Below are 19,470 nucleotides of genomic sequence, written 5' to 3'. Positions count from 1 at the left end.
TAAGGCTTAGGGATGACAACAATGCGACAAGCGACCATACATTTCAATGAACAAGGTACCCCGGTAGCCGAGGACTTTGACGACGTTTACTTCTCCAACGCCTCGGGTTTGGAAGAAAGTCGCTTCGTATTTTTAAAAAATAATGACTTGCCGGCCCGCTTTATTCATCAGCAAGGGGCCTTTGTCATCGCCGAAACCGGCTTTGGTACCGGCTTAAATTTTTTGGCTGCCTGGCACGCTTTTAATGAACACGCAGGCCCTTCTGCCCGGCTACATTTTATTTCCACAGAAAAATTTCCCTTAAGCCGGGCCGATTTAACCGCCGCCCTTGCCGCCTGGCCTGAGCTTGCCGGTCTCGCTAAGCAACTGATTGCCCAGTACCCCGACGCCATTGAAGGCTGTCATCGAATGCTATTCGACAAAGTGACGCTGGATCTGTGGCTTGGCGACATTAAATCCACATTGCCACAGTGGCATTGCCCGCAAGAAGGCTTGGTTGATGCTTGGTTTCTAGATGGTTTTGCCCCGGCCAAAAACCCCGAGATGTGGCAGCAAAGCTTATTTGACGAGATGGCGCGCCTGGCAAAGCTCGGCGGCAGCTTTGCCACCTTTACCGCCGCCGGTTTTGTGCGCCGCGGCCTTAACGCTAGCGGTTTTAACGCTAAAAAAGTGCCGGGGTTTGGCAGCAAGCGCGAAATGCTAGCCGGGGTATTAACCGCGCCGGTAGCTGCCGCTTCGCCGCCGGTTTATCAGCGCCGCAGCGCCAAGACGCTAGGTAAGGTTGCCATAATTGGCGCCGGGCTTGCCGGTAGCGGCTGCGCCTGGCAATTAAAGCGGCGCGGCATTAATGCTCAGCTTTTTTGTAAAGACGAAAAAGTCGCCTGCGGCGCCTCGGGTAACCCCCAAGGCGCGCTTTACCCACTACTCAATAGCGACCATGATGCGCTGAGCCAGCTCTTTGCCAGCGCCTTTGGTTACAGCCGCCGCTTGATTGAAAAAAGCGCGGTACCACAAGGGCTAAACGGCCTGTTGCAACTGGCACTGGATGACAAACTCACCAAACGCTACCAGCGCTTAGGCCAGCAGTTTCCAGCCCTTTGCCAATACATTGCAGCCGAAAAGGCCAGTAGCATTGCCGGCGTTAGCCTGCCCTACCCGGCGCTGTATTTTGCTAAAGCTGGCTGGCTAAAACCGCCGGCGCTGGTTGAGTGGCTGCTTGAAGGGCAAAATGTCGAGCTGGGCACCGAAGTCACCGAGGTTGTTCGTGCCGGTAGCGGCTGGCAACTGTTGGCAAAAGAGCGGGTATTGGGCGTTTTTGACACGGTAATTTTCGCCGCTGGCGCTGGCAATATCGCCCTTACCGACCAACTGCCCTTAACAGCGGTGCGCGGGCAAATCAGTCAGCTGCAAGCTGATGGCCAAAGCGCCAACCTTAAAACGGTGCTTTGCCACAACGGCTATATGACGCCACCTGAAGCGGGCACGCTTTGCATTGGCGCCAGCTTTGTGCGCCAAGATCTGGGCAGCGAGCTTCGCGATAGCGAACACCAAGAAAACGTGGCGAAAATGCAGCAAAGTTTTGGTGAACAACCGTGGCTGCCAAAAGAGGTGGTTGGCGGCAATGCCGGTACCCGGGTGGTGCTGCGCGACCACCTGCCGCTGGTTGGTGCCCTGCCCGACCCGGCTGGTTACCAGGGCCGTAGCGTTGAAAGCATTGATGCCACCGACCAGCAAGGCCTGTGGTTACTCGCCGGGCTGGGCGCCCGCGGCGTGACTTCCGGGCTTTTGTGCGCCGATGTTTTGGTATCGCAGATGTTTGCAGAGCCGCAGCCGCTGCCGGTTGCGGTTTTGGACGCCATAATGCCAAACCGGTTTTGGGTGCGACGCTTAAAAAAAGGCCAACCGCTTTAACGACTGCAAAAAAACACATAAAAAAGGCCTGAAGGCAAACCTTCAGGCCTTTTTTATTGCTGGGTCTTTATTGGCTCAGTTGCTGCCAAAGGCCAACCACCAGCGCCTCGTCGTGGGGATTTAATTCCCCAGCGGCAATAGCTTTATCAAGGCTTGCCTGAATGCGGCTTTTCAACTCGCCAAGCTCAGGGGCGCTTTCTTCTAACTCGTATTGGCCAGCGGTGAGGCTGACATGCCCTTGCAGGTAACCGCCAGCGAACAGCTCGTCGTCAGAGCCGGTCACCACAAGGTTATCTAATTGCTGTTGAATATGGTCTAGAAACTGCTGGTACATATCAGTCCGTCGGGTTGGCGGCCCGGTACATTACGCTGTCCCGGTAGCCGGTAATAATGGGGTAAATACCGGTTAATTGGCGGTCAAGCTCGGCATCGCCGGTATCAATGATAAGCGGGCGGCCATCAAGGGCCTGAAGTTTGCGTTTGGTGGCCACCACCAGTATGTTTTCGCGGCCGATTTTGCGGATAACCCGCGGGCTCAGCTGCTGGTTACCGCGGCCAAAGAGGTGACCCTGGCCGCCAATGAGGGTGATCACCAGTTGGGTGTTGGGCGAAATGGCCTCGAACAGCTCTGCTTCGGTCAAATCACTGCCGATAAGCCGCTCATCTTCGATAAGGTCAACCCCCAGCAGCGTGTTATCAAGCCCCAGCTCTTCCATGATAAAGGCGACGGTAGAGCCCGACCCCATCACAAAACGCATGCCCGGTTCCATGCGGCTAATCACCTCACTGGCGATGTCGTGCAGCACCAGTTCGTCCGATTCCTTACCGCCCTGCTTAACCGCTTGCACATATTGGAGCGAGCTCGGAATACGCATTTCACCAAAGCGTTTGGCTCTGACCACACCTTGGCGAAACTGCGCTTCGTCAATGTCCATGACGTCGGCATCCATCAGGCTCAATAGCTCACCGCGGTGCAAGGAAGCGATAAGCTCCCCTGCCGCTTTTGGCGTAACCGCATAAACCCCTGAATGGATTTTGCAGCCGGCAGGCACTCCCAGCACCGGCAGTTGCTCACCAACCACCGCACAAATATCGCGGGCAGTGCCGTCGCCGCCAGCAAAAAGCAGTAACTCGACCTGGGCGGCCAGTAACGCGTTAACGGCAGCTTTAGTGTCGTCAGCGGTGGTTTTTGAGGCTGCTTGATACGCCACCTCATAGCCAAAGCCCATGTCGGCCAATAGCTCGGCCCCCATCTCACCCGAGGCGGTCACAAAAGATAATTTATCTTTTAATGCCAAAAGCGGCTCTAGCGCCATGCGCGTGCGCTGGCCCGCTTGTTTTACCGCCCCGCGCGCCAAGGCTTCTTCTACCACCCCGTCACTGCCTTTAAGGGCGACGCTGCCGCCAACACCGGCGACAGGATTAATAATGAGCCCAAGCTTCATCGCGCCTCCGGCAAGGTAAAGTCGGCGGCAGTGACCGGCTGGCGCTGGTAAAAGTTTGCTAGCACCGCCATAAATTGCGCGGCTCGAGCCGGAAAGCCGGAGTCAAGGTAGGCCATAACTTGGTGATAAACCTTGCGCTGAAAGCCGGCTCGGTCAGGCTCAGCGCTGCCGTTGAGGTTGTCGGTACTGACGTTAAAACGAAAACCGGCCGCAGCACAAAGCCCCCACTCAATGGCTTGGGGTTTAATTTCGACGGCTTCAAAGGCCTGTTGCTGGGCCGTGTTACGGCCGTCTGGGCAATACCAGTAGCCGTAATCCACCAGCTCTCGACGTTTTTGTCCTGCCAAGCACCAATGGGCTATTTCATGCATGCCCGATGCGTAATAACCATGGGCAAAGACAATGCGGTGATGCGGATGCGCGTTATCTGCTGGCAAATAGATAGGTTCAACATCGCCTTTGACCAGCTCGGTATTATGGCTGGCCAAAAAGCAGTCGTTAAACAGCATCACGAGGTCAGAATATTGGTGCATACCGCTCACAGCCTTCCGGTTTGTCCCCGGTGGCGCAGCCAGTGGTCCATTAAGGTCAGGGCCAGCATCGCCTCGGCAATGGGTACCGCCCGAATACCAACACAAGGGTCATGGCGGCCCTTGGTAACCACTTCTACCGCGTTGCCGTCTACATCAATGCTGCGCCCCGGCACTTTAATGCTGGAGGTAGGCTTTAACGCAATATTAACGCTAATGGTTTGGCCGGTACTGATGCCACCCAAAACGCCGCCGGCGTGATTGGTTAAAAAGCCGTCTTCGGGGGTGATTTCGTCTCGATGCTCAGAGCCGCGTTGGCGGGCAGCTTCAAAACCGTCGCCAATTTCTACGCCTTTAACGGCATTGATGCACATCATCGCCTTGGCAATATCGGCATCGAGGCGGTCAAACACCGGCTCACCCAGGCCCACCGGCACGCCACTGGCTTCAACCATGACCTTGGCGCCAATGGAGTCGCCTTCCTTTTTAATGGCGCGCAGCAGTTCGTCTAGGTCTTCTAACTTGGCGGCGTCACCACAGAAAAACGGGTTCTGCTCCACTTGGCTCCAGTCGGTAACCGGGCAATCAACATTGCCCATGGCCACCAAGGCGCCGCGAATACTGACCCCTTGTTCGGCCAGCCATTTTTTGGCGATAGCACCGGCGGCAACCCGCATGGCGGTTTCGCGGGCACTGGAACGGCCACCACCGCGATAGTCACGCAGACCATATTTGTGGTGGTAGCCATAGTCGGCGTGGCCAGGGCGAAACTGGCGGGCAATGTCAGAATAATCTTTTGAACGTTGGTCGGTGTTTTCAATAACCAAACCGATGGGCGTGCCGGTGGTTTTGCCTTCAAAGGTACCGGAAAGAATTTTGACCTGGTCGGCTTCTTGGCGCGGCGTGGTGTAGCGCGAGCTGCCGGGGCGGCGACGGTCTAAGTCGTGCTGGAGATCGGCCTCGGTTAATGCCAGCCCCGGCGGGCAACCGTCAACAATGGCGCCCAGTGCCAAGCCATGACTCTCACCAAAGGTGGTCACGGTAAAAATGCTGCCAAAGGTATTACCGGCCATGGTTACTCCTTGTAAAGACTGAACAATTCGGCGTGTTGGTCCAAGTCTTCCTTGGTGATCAAGAAGACGCCGCTACCGCCACGTTCAAATTCCAGCCACACCAGCGGCAATTCTGGGTATTGGTGATTCATGTGCACTTCGCTATTGCCCACTTCGCACACCAAGATACCGCCTTCTTTAAGGTATTTACCGGCATCAGCGAGGATACGATTCACCAATTTGAGGCCGTCGGTGCCAGCGGCTAGGGCAACAGCGGGTTCGTGCTGGTACTCGTCAGGCAGATCCGACATATCTTCGGCATCAACATAAGGCGGGTTAGTGACGATTAGGTCGTACTTTTCGCCTTCGGGAATACTGCGAAACAGGTCGGAATGAATAGGCGTAACCTGATGCAACATGCCGTGCTCTTCGATATTGCGCTCGGCCACCGCTAAGGCATCTTTGGAAAGGTCGGTGATGTCCACTTCCGCTTCGGGGAAATAATGGGCACAGGCAATACCAATGCAACCAGAACCGGTGCATAGGTCAAGAATGCGGGTAACCGGACGCCCGTCCAGCCAAGGTGAGAAATGGTTTTCAATTAGCTCACCAATGGGCGAGCGCGGAATAAGTACCCGCTCGTCCACGTAAAAAGGCATGTGGCAAAACCAGGCTTGGTTGGTGATATAAGGCACCGGTTTGCGCTCTTGAATACGCACCATAATGCGCTCAACGATACGCTGGCGCTCCGACACCGTTAGGCGGGCATGACGGGTGTCGTTGTCAATGTCCATGGGCAGATACAGGGTGGCCAACACCAGGGCGACCGCTTCGTCCCAGGGGTTATCAGTGCCGTGGCCGAAATACATATTCGCGGCACTAAAGCGACTGACAGCCCAACGGATCATGTCCTGGATGCTATGAAGCTCAGCAACGGCTTCATCTAAAAAAATCTTGTCCAATTCTGCCTCCCATTTCAGCCCGGCACCGTGCTGGGCTACACTATGGCCCCATGAAAAAGACACCTATCGACGACGATGAACTGGCGGTTTTCCGTGAAGCCATGGCCGGTACTCGGCCGCTGGCGCAGGATACCATAGGCCATGAGCGCCCGCGACGCCCTAAACGCCAGCAAATGCAGGATCAAAAGACCGCCCGCGAGGCCAGTTTTTATTTTTCTGACAGCTACCAACCGCACTTTGGCGACAACTGGCCAAATTATGTGCGAGAAGGGGTGTCGGCAGGAGAGTTAAAAAAGCTGCGCCGCGGCGACTATGCCCCGGAAATGACCTTAGACCTGCACGGCATGAACCGTGAAGAGGCCAAGCTTGAATTGGTGGCATTGATTGACAGAGCCGTGAAAGATCAGGTGTTCTGCCTATGTGTGCTGCACGGTATTGGTACTGGCACCCTTAAAAAACAGGTACCGAGCTGGTTAGCGCAGCACCCAAAGGTGCTGGCTATGCATTCGGCGCCCAGAGAATACGGCGGCCAAGGCGCCTTGTTAATGCTGGTCGATTCAGTCCACTGACGATAACTGACGCAGGCTGACCTCGGCCTTGCCCTCATTGATATCGATAACAACAATTTGGGCGGTAGCAAAAGCCAAAGGCACTGCCCCCGGGACCAGTTTTTCCACCAAATAAGAGACTAGCGGCATGTGCGAAACAATCAGCAGTCGCTCAATGTCGTTGGAGCCAGCCACTAAATCGGCTACCGCCTCTACATCACCGTCAGGGATGAGTTCGTTCAGTACCAAGCGCTTGGGGCTAGCATCTAGGGCTCTTACCACCGCGTCTGCGGTTTGCTGGGCACGTAGGTAGGTACTAACCCACAATGCATCGGGCTGCCAACCCTGGCTTTTTAGCCATTGGCCTTGCGCGGTCGCCTGCTGTTTACCGAAAGCGGTTAAACGGCGCTCGGCATCATGGGTATGCTGCGGCTCGGCTTCGCCGTGGCGCATTACCAGGATCTGCATGCTGAAACTCCAAAAAAATCTGGTCGCGCAGTGTACAGAATGGCGCTGGCGTTTCCAATCTTACAAAGGATGGTCATAATGAGTACTTCACCTTGCAACAGGGGCCGACGTGCATAAAAGTCCTTTTGATCACCGTACTTATCGACATATCACCCTGGCCAATGGCCTGCCGGTACTGGTGGTGGAAGACGCTAAGAGCCATAAGGCAGCTGCGGCTGTCGCGGTGCGTGTCGGGCATTTTTTCGATCCTCCTCACCGGGAGGGCCTTGCGCATTTCGTCGAACATTTACTGTTTCTAGGTACAGATACGCACCCGGGCGCCGGGGAGTATCAAAATTTTATTCAGCAAGCGGGCGGCAACCATAACGCTTGGACCGGTACCGAACAGTCGAGCTATTTCTTCGATGTTCAGCCCGAGCAATTTGCAGATGCGCTGTGGCGCTTTTCCCGCTTTTTTGTTTGCCCGCTGCTGCTTCCGGAGTCCGTTGACAACGAACGGCACGCCATAGACGCGGAATATCGCCTGAAACTGCAAGACGACACCCGCCGACTTTATCAAGTGCATAAAGCCGTGGTGAATCCGGAGCATCCTTTCAGTAAGTTCTCGGTAGGCAACTTAGAAACGCTGGCGGGCGACCCAACCGCACTCGCGGCTGAAGCCAGGGAGCTGTTTAACCGGCACTACCACGCAGGCAACATGACCTTAGTGCTCTATGGGCCACAATCTGTTGCTGAGCTGTCGTCTTGGGCCCATAGCTATTTCTCCGACATTGCCCAAGGGGATAAGGTTCCCGCGTTTTGGGAAGGCACCCGTCTTTATCAAAACCTGCCCTTCCAAGTATCGGCGAAACCGCTAAAAGAGCAGCGCCGATTGGCGGTTAATTTTCCACTGCCGTCGGTAGAAAACGAATATCGACAAAAACCACTGACCTTTATCAGCCACTTGCTGGGCCACGAGGGTGACGGCAGCCTGCTGGCCTATTTAAAAGAGCAAGGCTGGGTAGAAGCGCTTTCAGCAGGTGGCGGCATCAGTGGCAGCGGCTTTCGTGAATACACAGTGCAGTTTCTGCTCACCCAAGACGGTGAACAGCATCAAATGGAAATAGTCGAAGCGCTATTTGCGATGCTGGAGCTGGTAAAAACCCAAGGCTTGGAAGATTGGCGTTTTGTCGAACGCCAACGCCTTGCCGAGCAGTCATTTCGGTTGATGGAAGTCACCGAACCGATGGATTACAGCAGCCATCTGGCCGTTAACCTTTTGCAATATCCGCCGGATGATGTGCTCTATGGCGATTTTGTGATGAGCGAATTCAAGCCAGAACGTATTCGTTACTGGCTGGAATTTCTGACCCCAGATAATCTTCGCTTAGCGCTGGTTTCCCCTGATGTTGAAGGCGAAACCGAAGCCCCTTGGTACCACACGCCCTTTTTTACCCGGCCGATTAGCAAAGAATGGCTTTGCCGCTGGCACGCACCAAAGGTCTTGGCAGCATTGACACTGCCAAGCCCGAATCCTTTCCTAGGCGAAGCGCCTGATCCGGCGCCTATCGGCCATTTAACAGAACGCCCAGAAAAGGTAAAAGAAGGCCCCCATGTCAGGCTGTGGCATTGGCAGGACCCCGATTTCAGGCTGCCAAAGGGGCATTTGTATCTGGCGATGGAAAGCCCGCACGCCATGGCTACCCCCAAACACATCGCCATGACCCGCTTGTGGTTAGACATGGTTTCAGAATCGCTAACCGGCGAGCTTTATGATGCAGAGCTGGCAGGACTTAGTTGGCAACTTTATCCCCAGCAAGCAGGCATTACGCTGCAGCTAGGTGGCATTCTGGGCCGCCAACACCGCCTTTTTAGCCATATTACCGAACGGTTATTGGACCAAAACCCGCCCGAGCCAGTAATGGAAATGTGTAGGCGAGCCTTAATTCGTCAATACCAGTCGCTCAAACAGCAAAAGCCCGTTCAGCAACTACTTGCCGAACTAACGCGGCTATTACAACCCTCGCACCCCGGCTATGAACGCTTAGCCAAAGAAATGACGGCCATAAGCTATCAAGACTTGGTTGAACACCAGCAACAGGTGATCAACTCACTATTTGTTGAGGGTTTAGTGCACGGCAGTGCGCCGCGAGAAGAAGTAACACCCTGGCTCGACGAAGTCATGTCACGCGCCAGTGGCCAAGAACCGGTTCGCAAGGTGCTTAGTCTTTACCAACGCGGGCCGCTGCAGCGCACCTATGCAGTTGAGCACCCTGATTCTGCGATTTTGGTTTTTTATCAAGGACGCAGCGCCTCGGTGCGCGAACATGTGTTCTTTATGCTGGCGCAACAGGTAATGAGTGCCACGTACTTTGATGAACTGAGAAACAAACAGCAACTGGGCTATATGCTGGGTGTTAGCTTTTTTCCCATGCAGCGTCTGCCCGGTTTGCTGTTTTATATTCAAAGTCCTGTGGCGGGGCCGGTACAGCTGTTGGATGCCATTGATGACTTCATCAGCGACTTTTCTCTGTTGCTATTGGGCTTGAGTGAAAGCCAATGGCACAACACCAAAATGGCGCTACTCCACCAATTGATGCAACCCGATAGTGCGTTGGCTGACCGTTCTAGTCGTTTGTGGCACGCCATTGGTCAAGGCGACCTCACTTTTGATTGGCGCCAGCGTCTTGCCGAAGAAGTACACCGTTTTCAAAAAGCCGATTTTATTCGCTTCATGATGAAAAGGCTGAGAGCCAAGCAGGCGGATAGACTCTTGCTTGCCTCTGTTGGCCAACAGCATCGGCATCTGCAAGTGCTTGATGAAGGCACCTTTATCAGCGATGTAGGCGCCTTCAAAAGCGAGTCACGGCGCTACCACTGGCCGCTGGCAAGTAACAGTTAACTCGTCGGCTCCACCGCGAAAAACATGCACTAAGCGTGGAGCCAACGAGATATGTAGGAAAATGTCGACAAAGCGCATTTAACTCTTTGATGTAAAGAGTTATAAAGGTCTTCTAAACTAAAAAAATGCCTTGCATCGGAACCTAGAATGTTACGCATCGCCTCGTTACTTGCCAGCGTATGCTATTTGCTTTTGCTTACCGCCCTTCCCTGCGTCAAAGCCTTCGCTGACGATGCACCCGCTTCCGACTACTACCTCTACAAGACCATCAACAAAAGCAATGGCTTATCTCAGCTATCAGTATTCGATATCAAGAAGGATCAACAAGGGTATTATTGGCTGGCAACAGCCGGTGGCTTGTATCGTTTTGATGGGGTCTCATTAAAAAAGTTTGATTTATACCGCAGTAATGACGACGTATCACATTACATCAGGAATATATCCGTTGATGAAGCAGGTACCATCTGGGCAGGCACCCAACGTGGATTGATATCAAAAACTATAAATGAATCGACATTCTCAATTGTAAACAGCTTTCGCAATGAAACTATCTGGTCGATTCATTCTTTAGGTAAAGGTTATGTTCTTATCTCTACAGACAGTGGTCTTTGGCTATATAACGAAAAAGATAAAACAAAGACCCTAAAGTCAGATAAAAATCAAATAAAATCAATATATACAGGTGAAAAATCTATCCTTTTAGGAAGTTTTCGCAATGGTCTTATCGAAGAAACACTAGATTATCATGTAGTTAAATCAACAGAAGAGTTCGGGAAAAAGATAAATAAAATAAAAAAATACAATAACTATATTTATATAGCATCAGATGAAGGGCTTTTCAAACTAACTCCCGAACTTTTATTAGTGAAAAAATTATCATCAGGTAGTGTAAATGATTTTTTCTTAAAAGACGGAAATTTAATAATCGCAAAAAACAAAGGTCTTTTTGAAAAAGAAAAAAATCATAATGAATCAAAGGTTTTTGATGGTAAAGTATGGGCATTATTATCTATAAACAACTATTTTTTTATTGCTACCCATGCTGAAGGATTGAAAGAATACCATAAATACCCAGCTTCATTGAAAAATATATTACTACCCAACCTAGGAAAACAAGTTTATATTACTTATCTCGCCAAGCTGAATAATACACTGTATATTATTGATAATGAAAATTACCTTTACAAATATAACCTTAAAACGCGGCAGATAGAAAAATCTAAATCCCATGACTTTTTTTCTGTTTTTTCAAATGAAAGCAGCATTTTAATTTCGAAACAAAATGAAATTCAACTATTAAACGAGAGTCACTCAAGCGAAACTTATCATTTTAAAAACTATATAATTGATGCTGACTGGAGTGATAATTGGAAATTCATCGATGAAAAAAGGCAGCTATTCGAAATAGAAAGTGGAAGAATAGAAAAACTCCACCTGTCTAGCTCATGCGATTTTGGCTTCGTCAACTTTATAAAGTTTTTTTCAAAAAAAATATTTATAGGCGGTGAAAATGGACTTTGTAGATTTGATATACATGGAAACAACCCAGAAAAACTATCAAATGAACTTGTCAAAGAATATGCATTGATAAAAAATAATTTAATTTTCTTCTCCAAGCGCGGTTCAGTAATAAATTCAAATGGTAAAAAAATTAGCTCCCTGGATTTAAATGATAGTGAAGATCTTTATGCTTTAACATCAATACATTCAGAAAAAGATACTTATTTATTTACATCGACATCCAAAGGATTAAGAGTTTACTTAAAAGATGGGAATAAATTTAAGGCAATCAAGTTCTTTGACTCCCGATATCCGTTACTAAAAGAATATGTTGCAAACTCTGTCACAGATGACTCAAAAGACAATGTTTATTTTGGTGGAATAAAAGGCATATCAAAAATCAGTTTAAAAAAACTGAATAAAAGTATAGATGGCGGCCATTTATTAGTATCAAATCTAAAGATATACAATAAAGATAATCCGTCATTACTCAGCGTATTAAATAAGAAGCATCATCTACAGTTAGAACGTTATCAATATCCTTTTACATTTAGCATCGCCCTTTTAAATTACCCTTATCCAGACAAAGTAAAAATTCAATACAATTTATCTAGTTATGGTCAAGACTGGTATCACTTTGATGGTTTTAACTCACTTACTTTAAGCAACTTAGAGTCGGGAGTTCATTACCTTAAATTTCGGGCATTGGATAATAACGTTGTCGTTGCTAACTCCCCTGTTTACAAAATAAATATTTTACCTCCCTGGTGGCAAAGTACTACTGCATTTTTTATTTACTCTTTATTTTTACTGTCAGTTTTCATGTTGATTGCCTCCAATATAAATAATAGAAGGAAACAACATGCAAAAATATTAGAAAGTGAAGAACGTCTTAAGCTAGCCCTTTGGGGAAGTGGTGATGAACTTTGGGACTGGGATATCAAGTCTGGTAATATTTACCGTTCCAATATATGGAATACACTGCTACTACCCAATGATGGTTTTCGTGGTAAAGACGAAAGAAACAATATCTATAAAAATGACTTACCAAGGGTAAAATCAGCGTTAGAAGCTTGCCTTGAAGGCAATCAAGAAGAGTTTGAGGTTGCTTATCGCGTCCAGGACAAAAATGGGCACTGGCTCTGGATCCTTGACCGCGGCCGTGTGGTCGAATACGACGACAATGGCTTGCCACTGCGTATAACAGGCACGTTAAAAAACATCTCTCATTTAAAGAAAACAGAAGAGATGTTGAAACTTTTAGCGCGTTGCTTTACCAATATATCAGATGCAATTTGTATAGTGACACCTGATTTCATTATTCAAGAAGTAAATGACTCTTTTGTACAGATAACGGGAATTGGAAAAGAGCAAGCTATCGGAAAGCCTTGGTATTTTTCACTTTATAACAGTAGTTTTTTAGAACAAGTAAAATTAACTTTAGATCGCTATGGCCGCTGGCATGATGAAATAGAGGCTCAGCGCCAAAATGGTGAAATCTATCCTATCGATATCACCATCGATAAGGTCTTTGATGAAGAAAAGGATGACTTTAACTACGTTGCTGTTTTTTCTGACATTTCAGAACGAAAAGAAAAGGAAAGAGAACTTGAGCGATTAACAAATACCGATACCCTAACTAGTCTGCCGAACCGTAGCCTGTTCATGAGCACACTGGCAAGCTTGGTAAGAAAAGCCCAACCTTTTGCACTATTGGTTTTAGATCTTAATAACTTTAAACAAATAAACGATTCACTGGGCCATCAATTTGGCGACAGACTACTGATAGAGGCCTCTGCCAGATTAAATAAATCCATGCAAAGCTATCATACCCTCTATCGATTGGGTGGAGACGAGTTTGCCGTGCTCATTGAAAATGCAACCAAGCTTGATGAAGTAACGCGACTTGCGATCGACATGCACCAGCAGCTCTCACAACCCATTCATATCGAAGGGGAGGAGCTAAACATGTCATGCGCTATTGGGGCTGTGATTTACCCTGATGACGGCGCTACACCAGAGTATCTGCTTCGCAACGCGGATGCGGCCATGTATCACGCTAAGCATGAAGATAATAAAAGCTGTCAATTTTTCTCATCGTCAATGAACGAGCAAGCTAATGCCCGCTTAGCCATTGAGAATCGCATCAGAAAGGCACTTAGGGAAAACTTGTTTGAGGTTTACTATCAGCCGAAAGTAGATACTCAAACCAGTCGCTGTAATGGTGCTGAAGCGCTGTTACGACTACCCGATGGCAAGGGTGGTTATATCTCTCCCGTTGAATTTATCCCCGTAGCAGAAGAAAGCGGTCTGATTATCGAAGTGGGAAATTGGGTTATGGAAGCCAGTTGCCAGCAAGTGAAAAAATGGTATGACCAAGGCATGTTTCCAGGCCGCATAGCCATTAATCTCTCGGCCAGGCAATTTAGGCATAGCGATCTTATTAGTGTGATTGACGATGTATTGGTTCGTACTGGCCTACCCACTCATATTTTGGAGCTTGAAATCACTGAAGGCGCCATGATGGAGGACCCCAAGCGAGCTATCGCTACGATGAACCGCATGCGAGAGCGAGGCATTACGTTGGCAATGGATGATTTTGGAACTGGCTATTCTTCCCTTTCAAACCTCCGCCAATTTCCCGTCACCTGTATCAAAATTGACCGCATTTTTGTCAAGGATTTGACGACTGATGAAAGTGCTAGAAGTTTAACAGAGGGTATCATCCATCTTGCCAGAACACTGGGCTTACACGTGGTTGCTGAAGGGGTGGAAACCATAGAGCAATTAACGGAGCTGAAGGCCTTGCAATGCCCTACCTGTCAAGGCTTCTTATTTGGTAAACCTATGCCTGCCGATGAATTTGAGCAAAAGCTCAATAACAGAGGTGGCCTACTGGGACCAGCTGATGTAGTGGACCTAAAACGTTAAGACATTGGCACGATATCTGCTTTAGCAAAGAAGTTAGACATCTGCCAATAAACAACTGATTTTGGAGACATACATGTTTAGTGTTGCTTTACTGACCACCGTTCTCAATATTCTGTCCCCCACCACTGCGACTACAACGACCAGTGCCACTACCACAACCACCGATAGCACTGCTGTCATTCTGATTGATGACCGCATCTCGCAGTGAAGAACGTCTAAAAAAAAGGTTATTAAGGGCCATTTGGGGCTTTAATAAAAAACGGCACGTTCACTTACCAAAGGGACTTGAGACACTACCGATTGTTGTTACACCAGCAAATAGGTGGTGGTCGTAGTAGTAAAAAGGCGCTTAATTAAGCGCCTTTCTTTTAAGCTTTTAACCACACGCCTGAATAACCGCAAACCTGCCGAAACCAAATTTGCTTTTTAACCTGCAACAGTGGCCAGGCGATAGGCCCCAATAGCAGTCCTGCCAGTGCCCATTGTTTAGGCTCCAAGCCGCCTTTAATGGCATCAACATAAAACAAAAAGGCAAAAGACAAAGATATAAAAGGTAACAACAAGAATGGCATCAGGCGTCTCCCAAACGAGGTGTCTAGCATACCATAGTGTCGATTTTATGAACAAAAAAGGGGCTCGAAGCCCCTTTTTTTAGTCTTGATAAAAGCCGGTCCCCTCATCTGCCATCCGCACCAACAACGGGCTGGGCGCAAAGCGGGCACCAAAGCGTTCTTCCAATGCTTTAAGCTTGCCAACAACAGCTTTGGCCCCCAGCCTATCCATATAACGGAAAGGGCCACCAAGGAAGGGAGGGAAACCAATGCCAAAAATGGCACCGATATCACCATCACGGGCATTATTGATAATGCCTTCATCCAAGCACCGAGCCGCCTCGTTGAGCATTTGCATTATGGTCCGCTCAACCATGGCATCGGCAGCTAGTTTGCTGGCAGGCGTCACCCCAAGCACCTTGTAAACAGACTCGTCTACCGGCTTTTTAGGCGCTTTCTTAAACGGATTCCAAGACTTAGGCTGATTGGTATACAGATAAAAACCTTTTTGAGATTTCTTGCCCTTACGGCCATCTGCAAGCAGTTTGTCAAAGGCTTCAGGTGTTTTAAACCGCTCACCCAGCTCCTTTTCTAAGATTGGGGCGATTTTAGCACCAACATCAATCCCCACTTCGTCTAACAGCGTCATGGGGCCAACCGGCATACCAAAATCTTTGAGGGCCTTATCCAGTTTTTCAACCGGCTCACCTTCCATCAATAGATAAGCGGCCTCACTCATATAAAGGCACAGAATGCGGTTTACATAAAAACCAGCGCCGTCTTTCACCACTATCGGGGTTTTACCCTGCCGACGGGCAAAGGCAACAGTGGTAGCAATGGTTTGTGCAGAGGTCTTATCGTGAGCAATCACTTCGGCCAGCGGCATTTTGTCCACGGGCGAAAAGTAATGCAGACCAATAACATTTTCCGGGCGCTCTGCAGCTTGTGCGATCTGCGCAATGGGTAATGATGAGGTGTTAGACGCAAAAATAGTGTCGGGGCTGCAATTTGCCTCAACATCCTTAACCATTTGATGCTTAAGATTTAAATCCTCAAATACGGCTTCAACAACAATATCCACGTCATGAAAGCCGCGATATTGGGTATCACCGCTTAGCATCATCATCTGCTTTTGGGCTTGAGCTTTGGTCAGATGCCGGCGCTTAACCTTCTTCATCAAAAGGTCGTAGCTGTATTTAAGAGCGTGGCTAATACCTTGGTCACCAATATCTTTGATGCGAGTAGGAATGCCCGCTTTTATCGCCGTTACATTGGCGATGCCGCCCCCCATCAATCCACCACCAAGCACGGCAGCTTTATGCACCTTCTTGGGTTTAACACCGTCGGCCCCTGTCTCTTTCTTCATTTGGGTAGTGGCAAAAAAGAGGCCACGCAGCTGTTTGCTCTGGGGCGTTTTCACTAACTCGCCAAAGCTTTTGGCCTCTAGCGTCAGCCCGGCATCCATCCCGTCGGTCATCCCAACACGCACGCACTCAAGTATTTTCAGCGGCGCCGGGTAATGGCCGCCAGTTTTGCGCATAACGGTTTTATGAGCTTGGTCGAACACCACATTACGGCCAACACCGTTATCTTCCAAGAGTTTGTCTTTCAATGACTTTTTAGCGTTATGGCTGGGTTTGCCTTTTTGAGCCAACGCAGCGGCAACCTCTAAAAGCACCGACTTAGGCACCACATCATCAACCAGCCCTGCTTTCAGTGCCTGCTTGGGGCGAAGCTGTTTGCCGGTTAGCATCATATCCAGCGCTTTTTGAATGCCCACCAAGCGCGGTAACCGCTGGGTACCGCCAGAACCAGGCAATAGCCCCAACTGCACTTCGGGTAACCCCAGGGCGGTTTTCTCCCAGTCACTCACAACCCTGCCATGGCACGCCATCGCCAGCTCCAGACCACCACCTAAGCAAGGCCCATGAATAGCAGCGATAACCGGTATTTTTAGCTCTGCGATCTCAGCGCAGATGGCATGGCCCGCTTTCGCCAGCTCGGCGGCATCGCTGCTGGTTTCACATTGGTCCAACATGCCGATATCGGCACCGGCGATAAAAGAGCCCTCTTTGCCCGAGGTCAGCACCAAACCTTTGATGGCCGGGTCGTGGCGAACGTCTTCTAAAATGGCGCGAATTTCGTCCGCAAAGGCCGCTTTTAGGGTGTTCATGGTTTCACCAGGGACATCCATACGGATAATGCCAATACCGTCTTCCCGGCGTTCTAAAGAAAATGTTTTGTCAGTCATTATTCGGCCTCCAAAACCATGGCAGCACCCAAGCCACCAGCAGCGCAAGCGGTGGTAAGCCCAAAGCCGCCACCACGGCGTTTTAACTCACGCAGCGTCTGGGTGATCATGCGAGTGCCAGTGGCCGCAAAGGGGTGACCAAAGGCAATGGAGCCACCCAGCACATTGAACTTATCCATGTCGATTTCCCCGGTTGCTTTATCACGCCCCAGCTTTTCCTTGGCGAAAGCATCAGAGGCAAACATTTTAACGTTGGCCAGGGTTTGGGCGGCAAAGGCTTCATGCATGTCAATAAGCGCCAAATCTTTTAGGCTAATGCCCGCTCGGTCCAGGGCGATGGGCGAGGCATAAGACGGTCCCATCAGCATGTCTTCCCAAACATCAATGGCAGCAAAAGCATAGGAACGGATATAGCCAAGCGGCTGATAGCCAAGCTCTTTTGCCCTACCCTCACGCATCAAGATAATGGCTGAGGCCCCATCGGTTAGCGGCGTGGCATTAGCAGCGGTTACCGTGCCATGCTTGCGATCAAAAGCCGGGCGCAACTTGGCATAACCCGCCAAATCGGAATTCTCGCGAACGTTATTGTCTTTATCTAAGAAGCCCTTATAGGGTTCAGCGTGGGCGACCATGACCTCGTCACGCAACACGCCGTCGGCCCAGGCTTTGGCCGCCAGGGTATGGGAGCGATGAGCCAACTCATCTTGCGCCAGGCGGCTAATGCCATGGCTTTTCGCCATCTGCTCGGCGGTGTCGCCCATGGAAAGGCCGGTCGAATACTCGGCAACCGCAGGGGGTACCGGCAACAAATCTTTCAGCCCCAGGCGACGGAAAATGGCGAAGCGCTGGCTTAGAGTTTTCGCTTTGGTTAAATCCACCAAGGCGCGGGCGAGATTTTTAGACACCCCTACAGGCAACACGGACGAAGAGTCGGCGCCGCCAGCAATACCGATATCAACGGTGCCAGAAACAATAGATTCAACGATATTGACGGTCGATTGAAACGACGTCGCACAGGCCCTAGACACACTGTAAGCATCGGTATGCACATTCATGCCGGTGCCCAGCACAATTTCCCTGGCGATATTGGGCGCCTCTGGCATTTGCACCACTTGGCCAAAAACCAGTTGGTCAACCAATGTCGGGTCAAGCTCGCTGCGCATCAGCAGCTCATTAACCACAATTTTTCCCAGATCCAATGCTGGTACACCATGAAAGTAGGTCGCCTGGCGGGCGAACGGTGTACGCAAACCGGCTACGACCGCGATGCGCTCGCCGTTTCCGGTTTTTAGGTTTTGGGTTTTAGCCGTCATCCCTTCCTCTCTTTGCGTTATCTGTGATCACAGAGGTCAGACCTGTGAATGACCGATTGTAACCACTCCTTTTCAAAATGAAAACGCCTCTTAACGGTAGCAAAGTGGACCTTGCTGGCGTTTTCCGTTAAAACAAGGCCAACACTCGAGAATAACCAGAATTTTCATGTCACGCGCCGCATTTACTCGTCTACGTACACACTTAGATAAGCAGGTGGTTGGCCAAAGCCAGCTAACCTTGAATTTATTGATAGCCCTATTGGCTGATGGCCACCTGTTGGTAGAAGGCCCGCCGGGGCTGGCTAAAACCCGCGCCATTAAAGCCGTATCGCAGGGGTTGGAAGCTGACTTCCACCGGGTGCAATTCACCCCTGACCTATTGCCAGCCGACCTGACCGGAACCGATATTTACCGCCCTGAAACCGGTGAATTTTCATTCCAGCCCGGGCCGCTTTTTCATAATTTGTTGCTCGCTGATGAAATTAACCGTGCACCGGCCAAGGTGCAGTCGGCATTGCTTGAAGCCATGGCCGAGCGGCAAATCACCGTTGGTAAAACCACTTATCCGCTGCCTGAACTGTTTTTGGTAATGGCAACCCAAAACCCGCTGGAGCAAGAAGGCACCTACCCGCTGCCTGAAGCGCAGTTAGACCGCTTCTTGATGCATGTGCAGGTCGATTACCCCGACGCACAAACCGAAATGGCTATTTTGCGTTTGAATCGTCAAGAAGCCATTGCCGACAAACCGCAGCCGGTAGAGCCGTTAACCCAGCAGGATATTTTTACCGCCCGCCGGGAAATTTTTAATCTGCACCTAGCCGAAGCGGTCGAGCAATACATGGTGGCGCTGATCATGGCAACCCGCGACCCAGCCAAGGTTGACGACGAATTGGCCACTTGGCTTGCCTATGGTGCCAGCCCTCGTGCCACCGCCGCCCTTGAGCGCTGCGCCCGCGCCCGCGCCTGGCTTGCCGGTCGCGACTTTGTAACCCCTGACGACGTGCAGGCCCTGCTGCCCAATGTGTTGCGCCACCGTTTGTTGCTGTCTTACCAGGCTGAGGCCAGCGGCGTGACCATGGAGCAAGTGCTGGACCGCATTCTTTCCCGCGTTCCTTGCCCATGAAGCC

15 protein-coding genes are annotated in these 19,470 nt (G+C 50.2%); 6 read left to right on the top strand and 9 right to left on the bottom strand.

What is annotated here, in order from left to right; translation table 11 throughout:
- Nucleotides 1-21: 21 nt before the first annotated feature.
- Nucleotides 22-1,911, top strand: a complete 1,890-nt coding sequence (gene mnmC / locus DW350_RS07520; RefSeq protein ID WP_192954851.1) for a bifunctional tRNA (5-methylaminomethyl-2-thiouridine)(34)-methyltransferase MnmC2/FAD-dependent 5-carboxymethylaminomethyl-2-thiouridine(34) oxidoreductase MnmC1 — start codon at nt 22-24, stop codon at nt 1,909-1,911.
- 67 nt (nt 1,912-1,978) lie between these two features.
- Here the strand turns inward: mnmC and DW350_RS07515 are convergent, their stop codons facing one another.
- The 5 genes from DW350_RS07515 to prmB are packed head-to-tail and all read right to left on the bottom strand — an operon-like array spanning nt 1,979 to nt 5,900.
- On the bottom strand, nt 1,979-2,245 hold the full coding sequence (locus tag DW350_RS07515; protein ID WP_115718274.1) for a YfcL family protein: 267 nt from the start codon (nt 2,243-2,245) through the stop codon (nt 1,979-1,981).
- A gap of 1 nt (nt 2,246) precedes the next feature.
- Nucleotides 2,247-3,356, bottom strand: a complete 1,110-nt coding sequence (locus DW350_RS07510; protein ID WP_115718273.1) for an ATP-NAD kinase family protein — start codon at nt 3,354-3,356, stop codon at nt 2,247-2,249.
- Nucleotides 3,353-3,889 (bottom strand): elongation factor P hydroxylase, encoded by a 537-nt coding sequence (locus tag DW350_RS07505; RefSeq protein ID WP_115718272.1) that lies wholly within the window; start codon nt 3,887-3,889, stop codon nt 3,353-3,355. Before DW350_RS07505 ends, DW350_RS07510 begins: the two co-directional genes overlap by 4 nt.
- 5 nt (nt 3,890-3,894) lie before the next feature.
- Complete coding sequence (gene aroC, locus DW350_RS07500) at nt 3,895-4,959, bottom strand: chorismate synthase (RefSeq protein WP_115718271.1); 1,065 nt, start codon at nt 4,957-4,959, stop codon at nt 3,895-3,897.
- 2 nt (nt 4,960-4,961) lie between these two features.
- Complete coding sequence (prmB, locus tag DW350_RS07495) at nt 4,962-5,900, bottom strand: 50S ribosomal protein L3 N(5)-glutamine methyltransferase (protein WP_115718270.1); 939 nt, start codon at nt 5,898-5,900, stop codon at nt 4,962-4,964.
- Between the two features lie 50 nt (nt 5,901-5,950).
- Between prmB and smrB the strand changes: the two genes are divergently transcribed.
- Nucleotides 5,951-6,469: an endonuclease SmrB gene (gene smrB, locus DW350_RS07490; RefSeq protein ID WP_115718269.1), complete on the top strand. Its 519-nt coding sequence runs from the start codon at nt 5,951-5,953 to the stop codon at nt 6,467-6,469.
- Here smrB and sixA read toward each other — a convergent pair.
- A complete protein-coding gene (gene sixA, locus DW350_RS07485) occupies nt 6,458-6,916 on the bottom strand; it encodes a phosphohistidine phosphatase SixA (protein WP_115718268.1) in 459 nt (152 codons plus the stop codon). The genes smrB and sixA overlap by 12 nt on opposite strands.
- Before the next feature lie 109 nt (nt 6,917-7,025).
- Here sixA and DW350_RS07480 point away from each other — a divergent pair, with 109 nt between their 5' ends.
- From DW350_RS07480 to DW350_RS19685, 3 genes are all read left to right on the top strand, one after another.
- The gene (locus tag DW350_RS07480) at nt 7,026-9,797 is read left to right on the top strand and encodes an insulinase family protein (protein WP_115718267.1); all 2,772 of its coding nucleotides are present in this window, start codon (nt 7,026-7,028) and stop codon (nt 9,795-9,797) included.
- Nucleotides 9,798-9,944: 147 nt separating this feature from the next.
- Nucleotides 9,945-14,228 carry an EAL domain-containing protein gene (locus tag DW350_RS07475; protein ID WP_115718266.1) on the top strand — a complete coding sequence of 1,428 codons (4,284 nt, stop codon included), beginning with the start codon at nt 9,945-9,947 and terminating at the stop codon, nt 14,226-14,228.
- Between the two features lie 73 nt (nt 14,229-14,301).
- A complete protein-coding gene (locus DW350_RS19685) occupies nt 14,302-14,436 on the top strand; it encodes a hypothetical protein (protein ID WP_264296845.1) in 135 nt (44 codons plus the stop codon).
- Between the two features lie 160 nt (nt 14,437-14,596).
- Here DW350_RS19685 and DW350_RS07470 read toward each other — a convergent pair whose 3' ends face one another.
- From DW350_RS07470 to fadI, 3 genes are all read right to left on the bottom strand, one after another.
- Complete coding sequence (locus DW350_RS07470) at nt 14,597-14,800, bottom strand: hypothetical protein (RefSeq protein ID WP_115718265.1); 204 nt, start codon at nt 14,798-14,800, stop codon at nt 14,597-14,599.
- Nucleotides 14,801-14,879: 79 nt separating this feature from the next.
- Nucleotides 14,880-17,030 (bottom strand): fatty acid oxidation complex subunit alpha FadJ, encoded by a 2,151-nt coding sequence (fadJ, locus tag DW350_RS07465; protein WP_115718264.1) that lies wholly within the window; start codon nt 17,028-17,030, stop codon nt 14,880-14,882.
- Nucleotides 17,030-18,343, bottom strand: a complete 1,314-nt coding sequence (gene fadI / locus DW350_RS07460) for an acetyl-CoA C-acyltransferase FadI (protein WP_115718263.1) — start codon at nt 18,341-18,343, stop codon at nt 17,030-17,032. The genes fadJ and fadI overlap by 1 nt, the downstream gene beginning before the upstream one ends.
- A 166-nt stretch (nt 18,344-18,509) precedes the next feature.
- Between fadI and DW350_RS07455 the strand changes: the two genes are divergently transcribed.
- Nucleotides 18,510-19,466: an AAA family ATPase gene (locus tag DW350_RS07455; RefSeq protein ID WP_115718262.1), complete on the top strand. Its 957-nt coding sequence runs from the start codon at nt 18,510-18,512 to the stop codon at nt 19,464-19,466.
- Nucleotides 19,467-19,470 lie beyond the last annotated feature (4 nt).

The sequence above is a fragment of the Gallaecimonas mangrovi genome (genome assembly GCF_003367375.1).
GTDB lineage: Bacteria > Pseudomonadota > Gammaproteobacteria > Enterobacterales > Gallaecimonadaceae > Gallaecimonas > Gallaecimonas mangrovi.
This window is presented reverse-complemented; position numbering and strand designations above follow the sequence as displayed.

What these genes read in the sequence shown, in the direction of transcription:
- mnmC (WP_192954851.1), top strand. Translation starts at nt 22, where the DNA reads ATGCGACAAGCGACCATACATTTCAATGAACAAGGTACCCCGGTAGCC.
- DW350_RS07515 (WP_115718274.1), bottom strand. Translation starts at nt 2,245, where the DNA reads ATGTACCAGCAGTTTCTAGACCATATTCAACAGCAATTAGATAACCTT.
- DW350_RS07510 (WP_115718273.1), bottom strand. Translation starts at nt 3,356, where the DNA reads ATGAAGCTTGGGCTCATTATTAATCCTGTCGCCGGTGTTGGCGGCAGC.
- DW350_RS07505 (WP_115718272.1), bottom strand. Translation starts at nt 3,889, where the DNA reads ATGCACCAATATTCTGACCTCGTGATGCTGTTTAACGACTGCTTTTTG.
- aroC (WP_115718271.1), bottom strand. Translation starts at nt 4,959, where the DNA reads ATGGCCGGTAATACCTTTGGCAGCATTTTTACCGTGACCACCTTTGGT.
- smrB (WP_115718269.1), top strand. Translation starts at nt 5,951, where the DNA reads ATGAAAAAGACACCTATCGACGACGATGAACTGGCGGTTTTCCGTGAA.
- sixA (WP_115718268.1), bottom strand. Translation starts at nt 6,916, where the DNA reads ATGCAGATCCTGGTAATGCGCCACGGCGAAGCCGAGCCGCAGCATACC.
- DW350_RS07475 (WP_115718266.1), top strand. Translation starts at nt 9,945, where the DNA reads ATGTTACGCATCGCCTCGTTACTTGCCAGCGTATGCTATTTGCTTTTG.
- DW350_RS19685 (WP_264296845.1), top strand. Translation starts at nt 14,302, where the DNA reads ATGTTTAGTGTTGCTTTACTGACCACCGTTCTCAATATTCTGTCCCCC.
- DW350_RS07470 (WP_115718265.1), bottom strand. Translation starts at nt 14,800, where the DNA reads ATGCCATTCTTGTTGTTACCTTTTATATCTTTGTCTTTTGCCTTTTTG.
- fadJ (WP_115718264.1), bottom strand. Translation starts at nt 17,030, where the DNA reads ATGACTGACAAAACATTTTCTTTAGAACGCCGGGAAGACGGTATTGGC.
- fadI (WP_115718263.1), bottom strand. Translation starts at nt 18,343, where the DNA reads ATGACGGCTAAAACCCAAAACCTAAAAACCGGAAACGGCGAGCGCATC.
- DW350_RS07455 (WP_115718262.1), top strand. Translation starts at nt 18,510, where the DNA reads ATGTCACGCGCCGCATTTACTCGTCTACGTACACACTTAGATAAGCAG.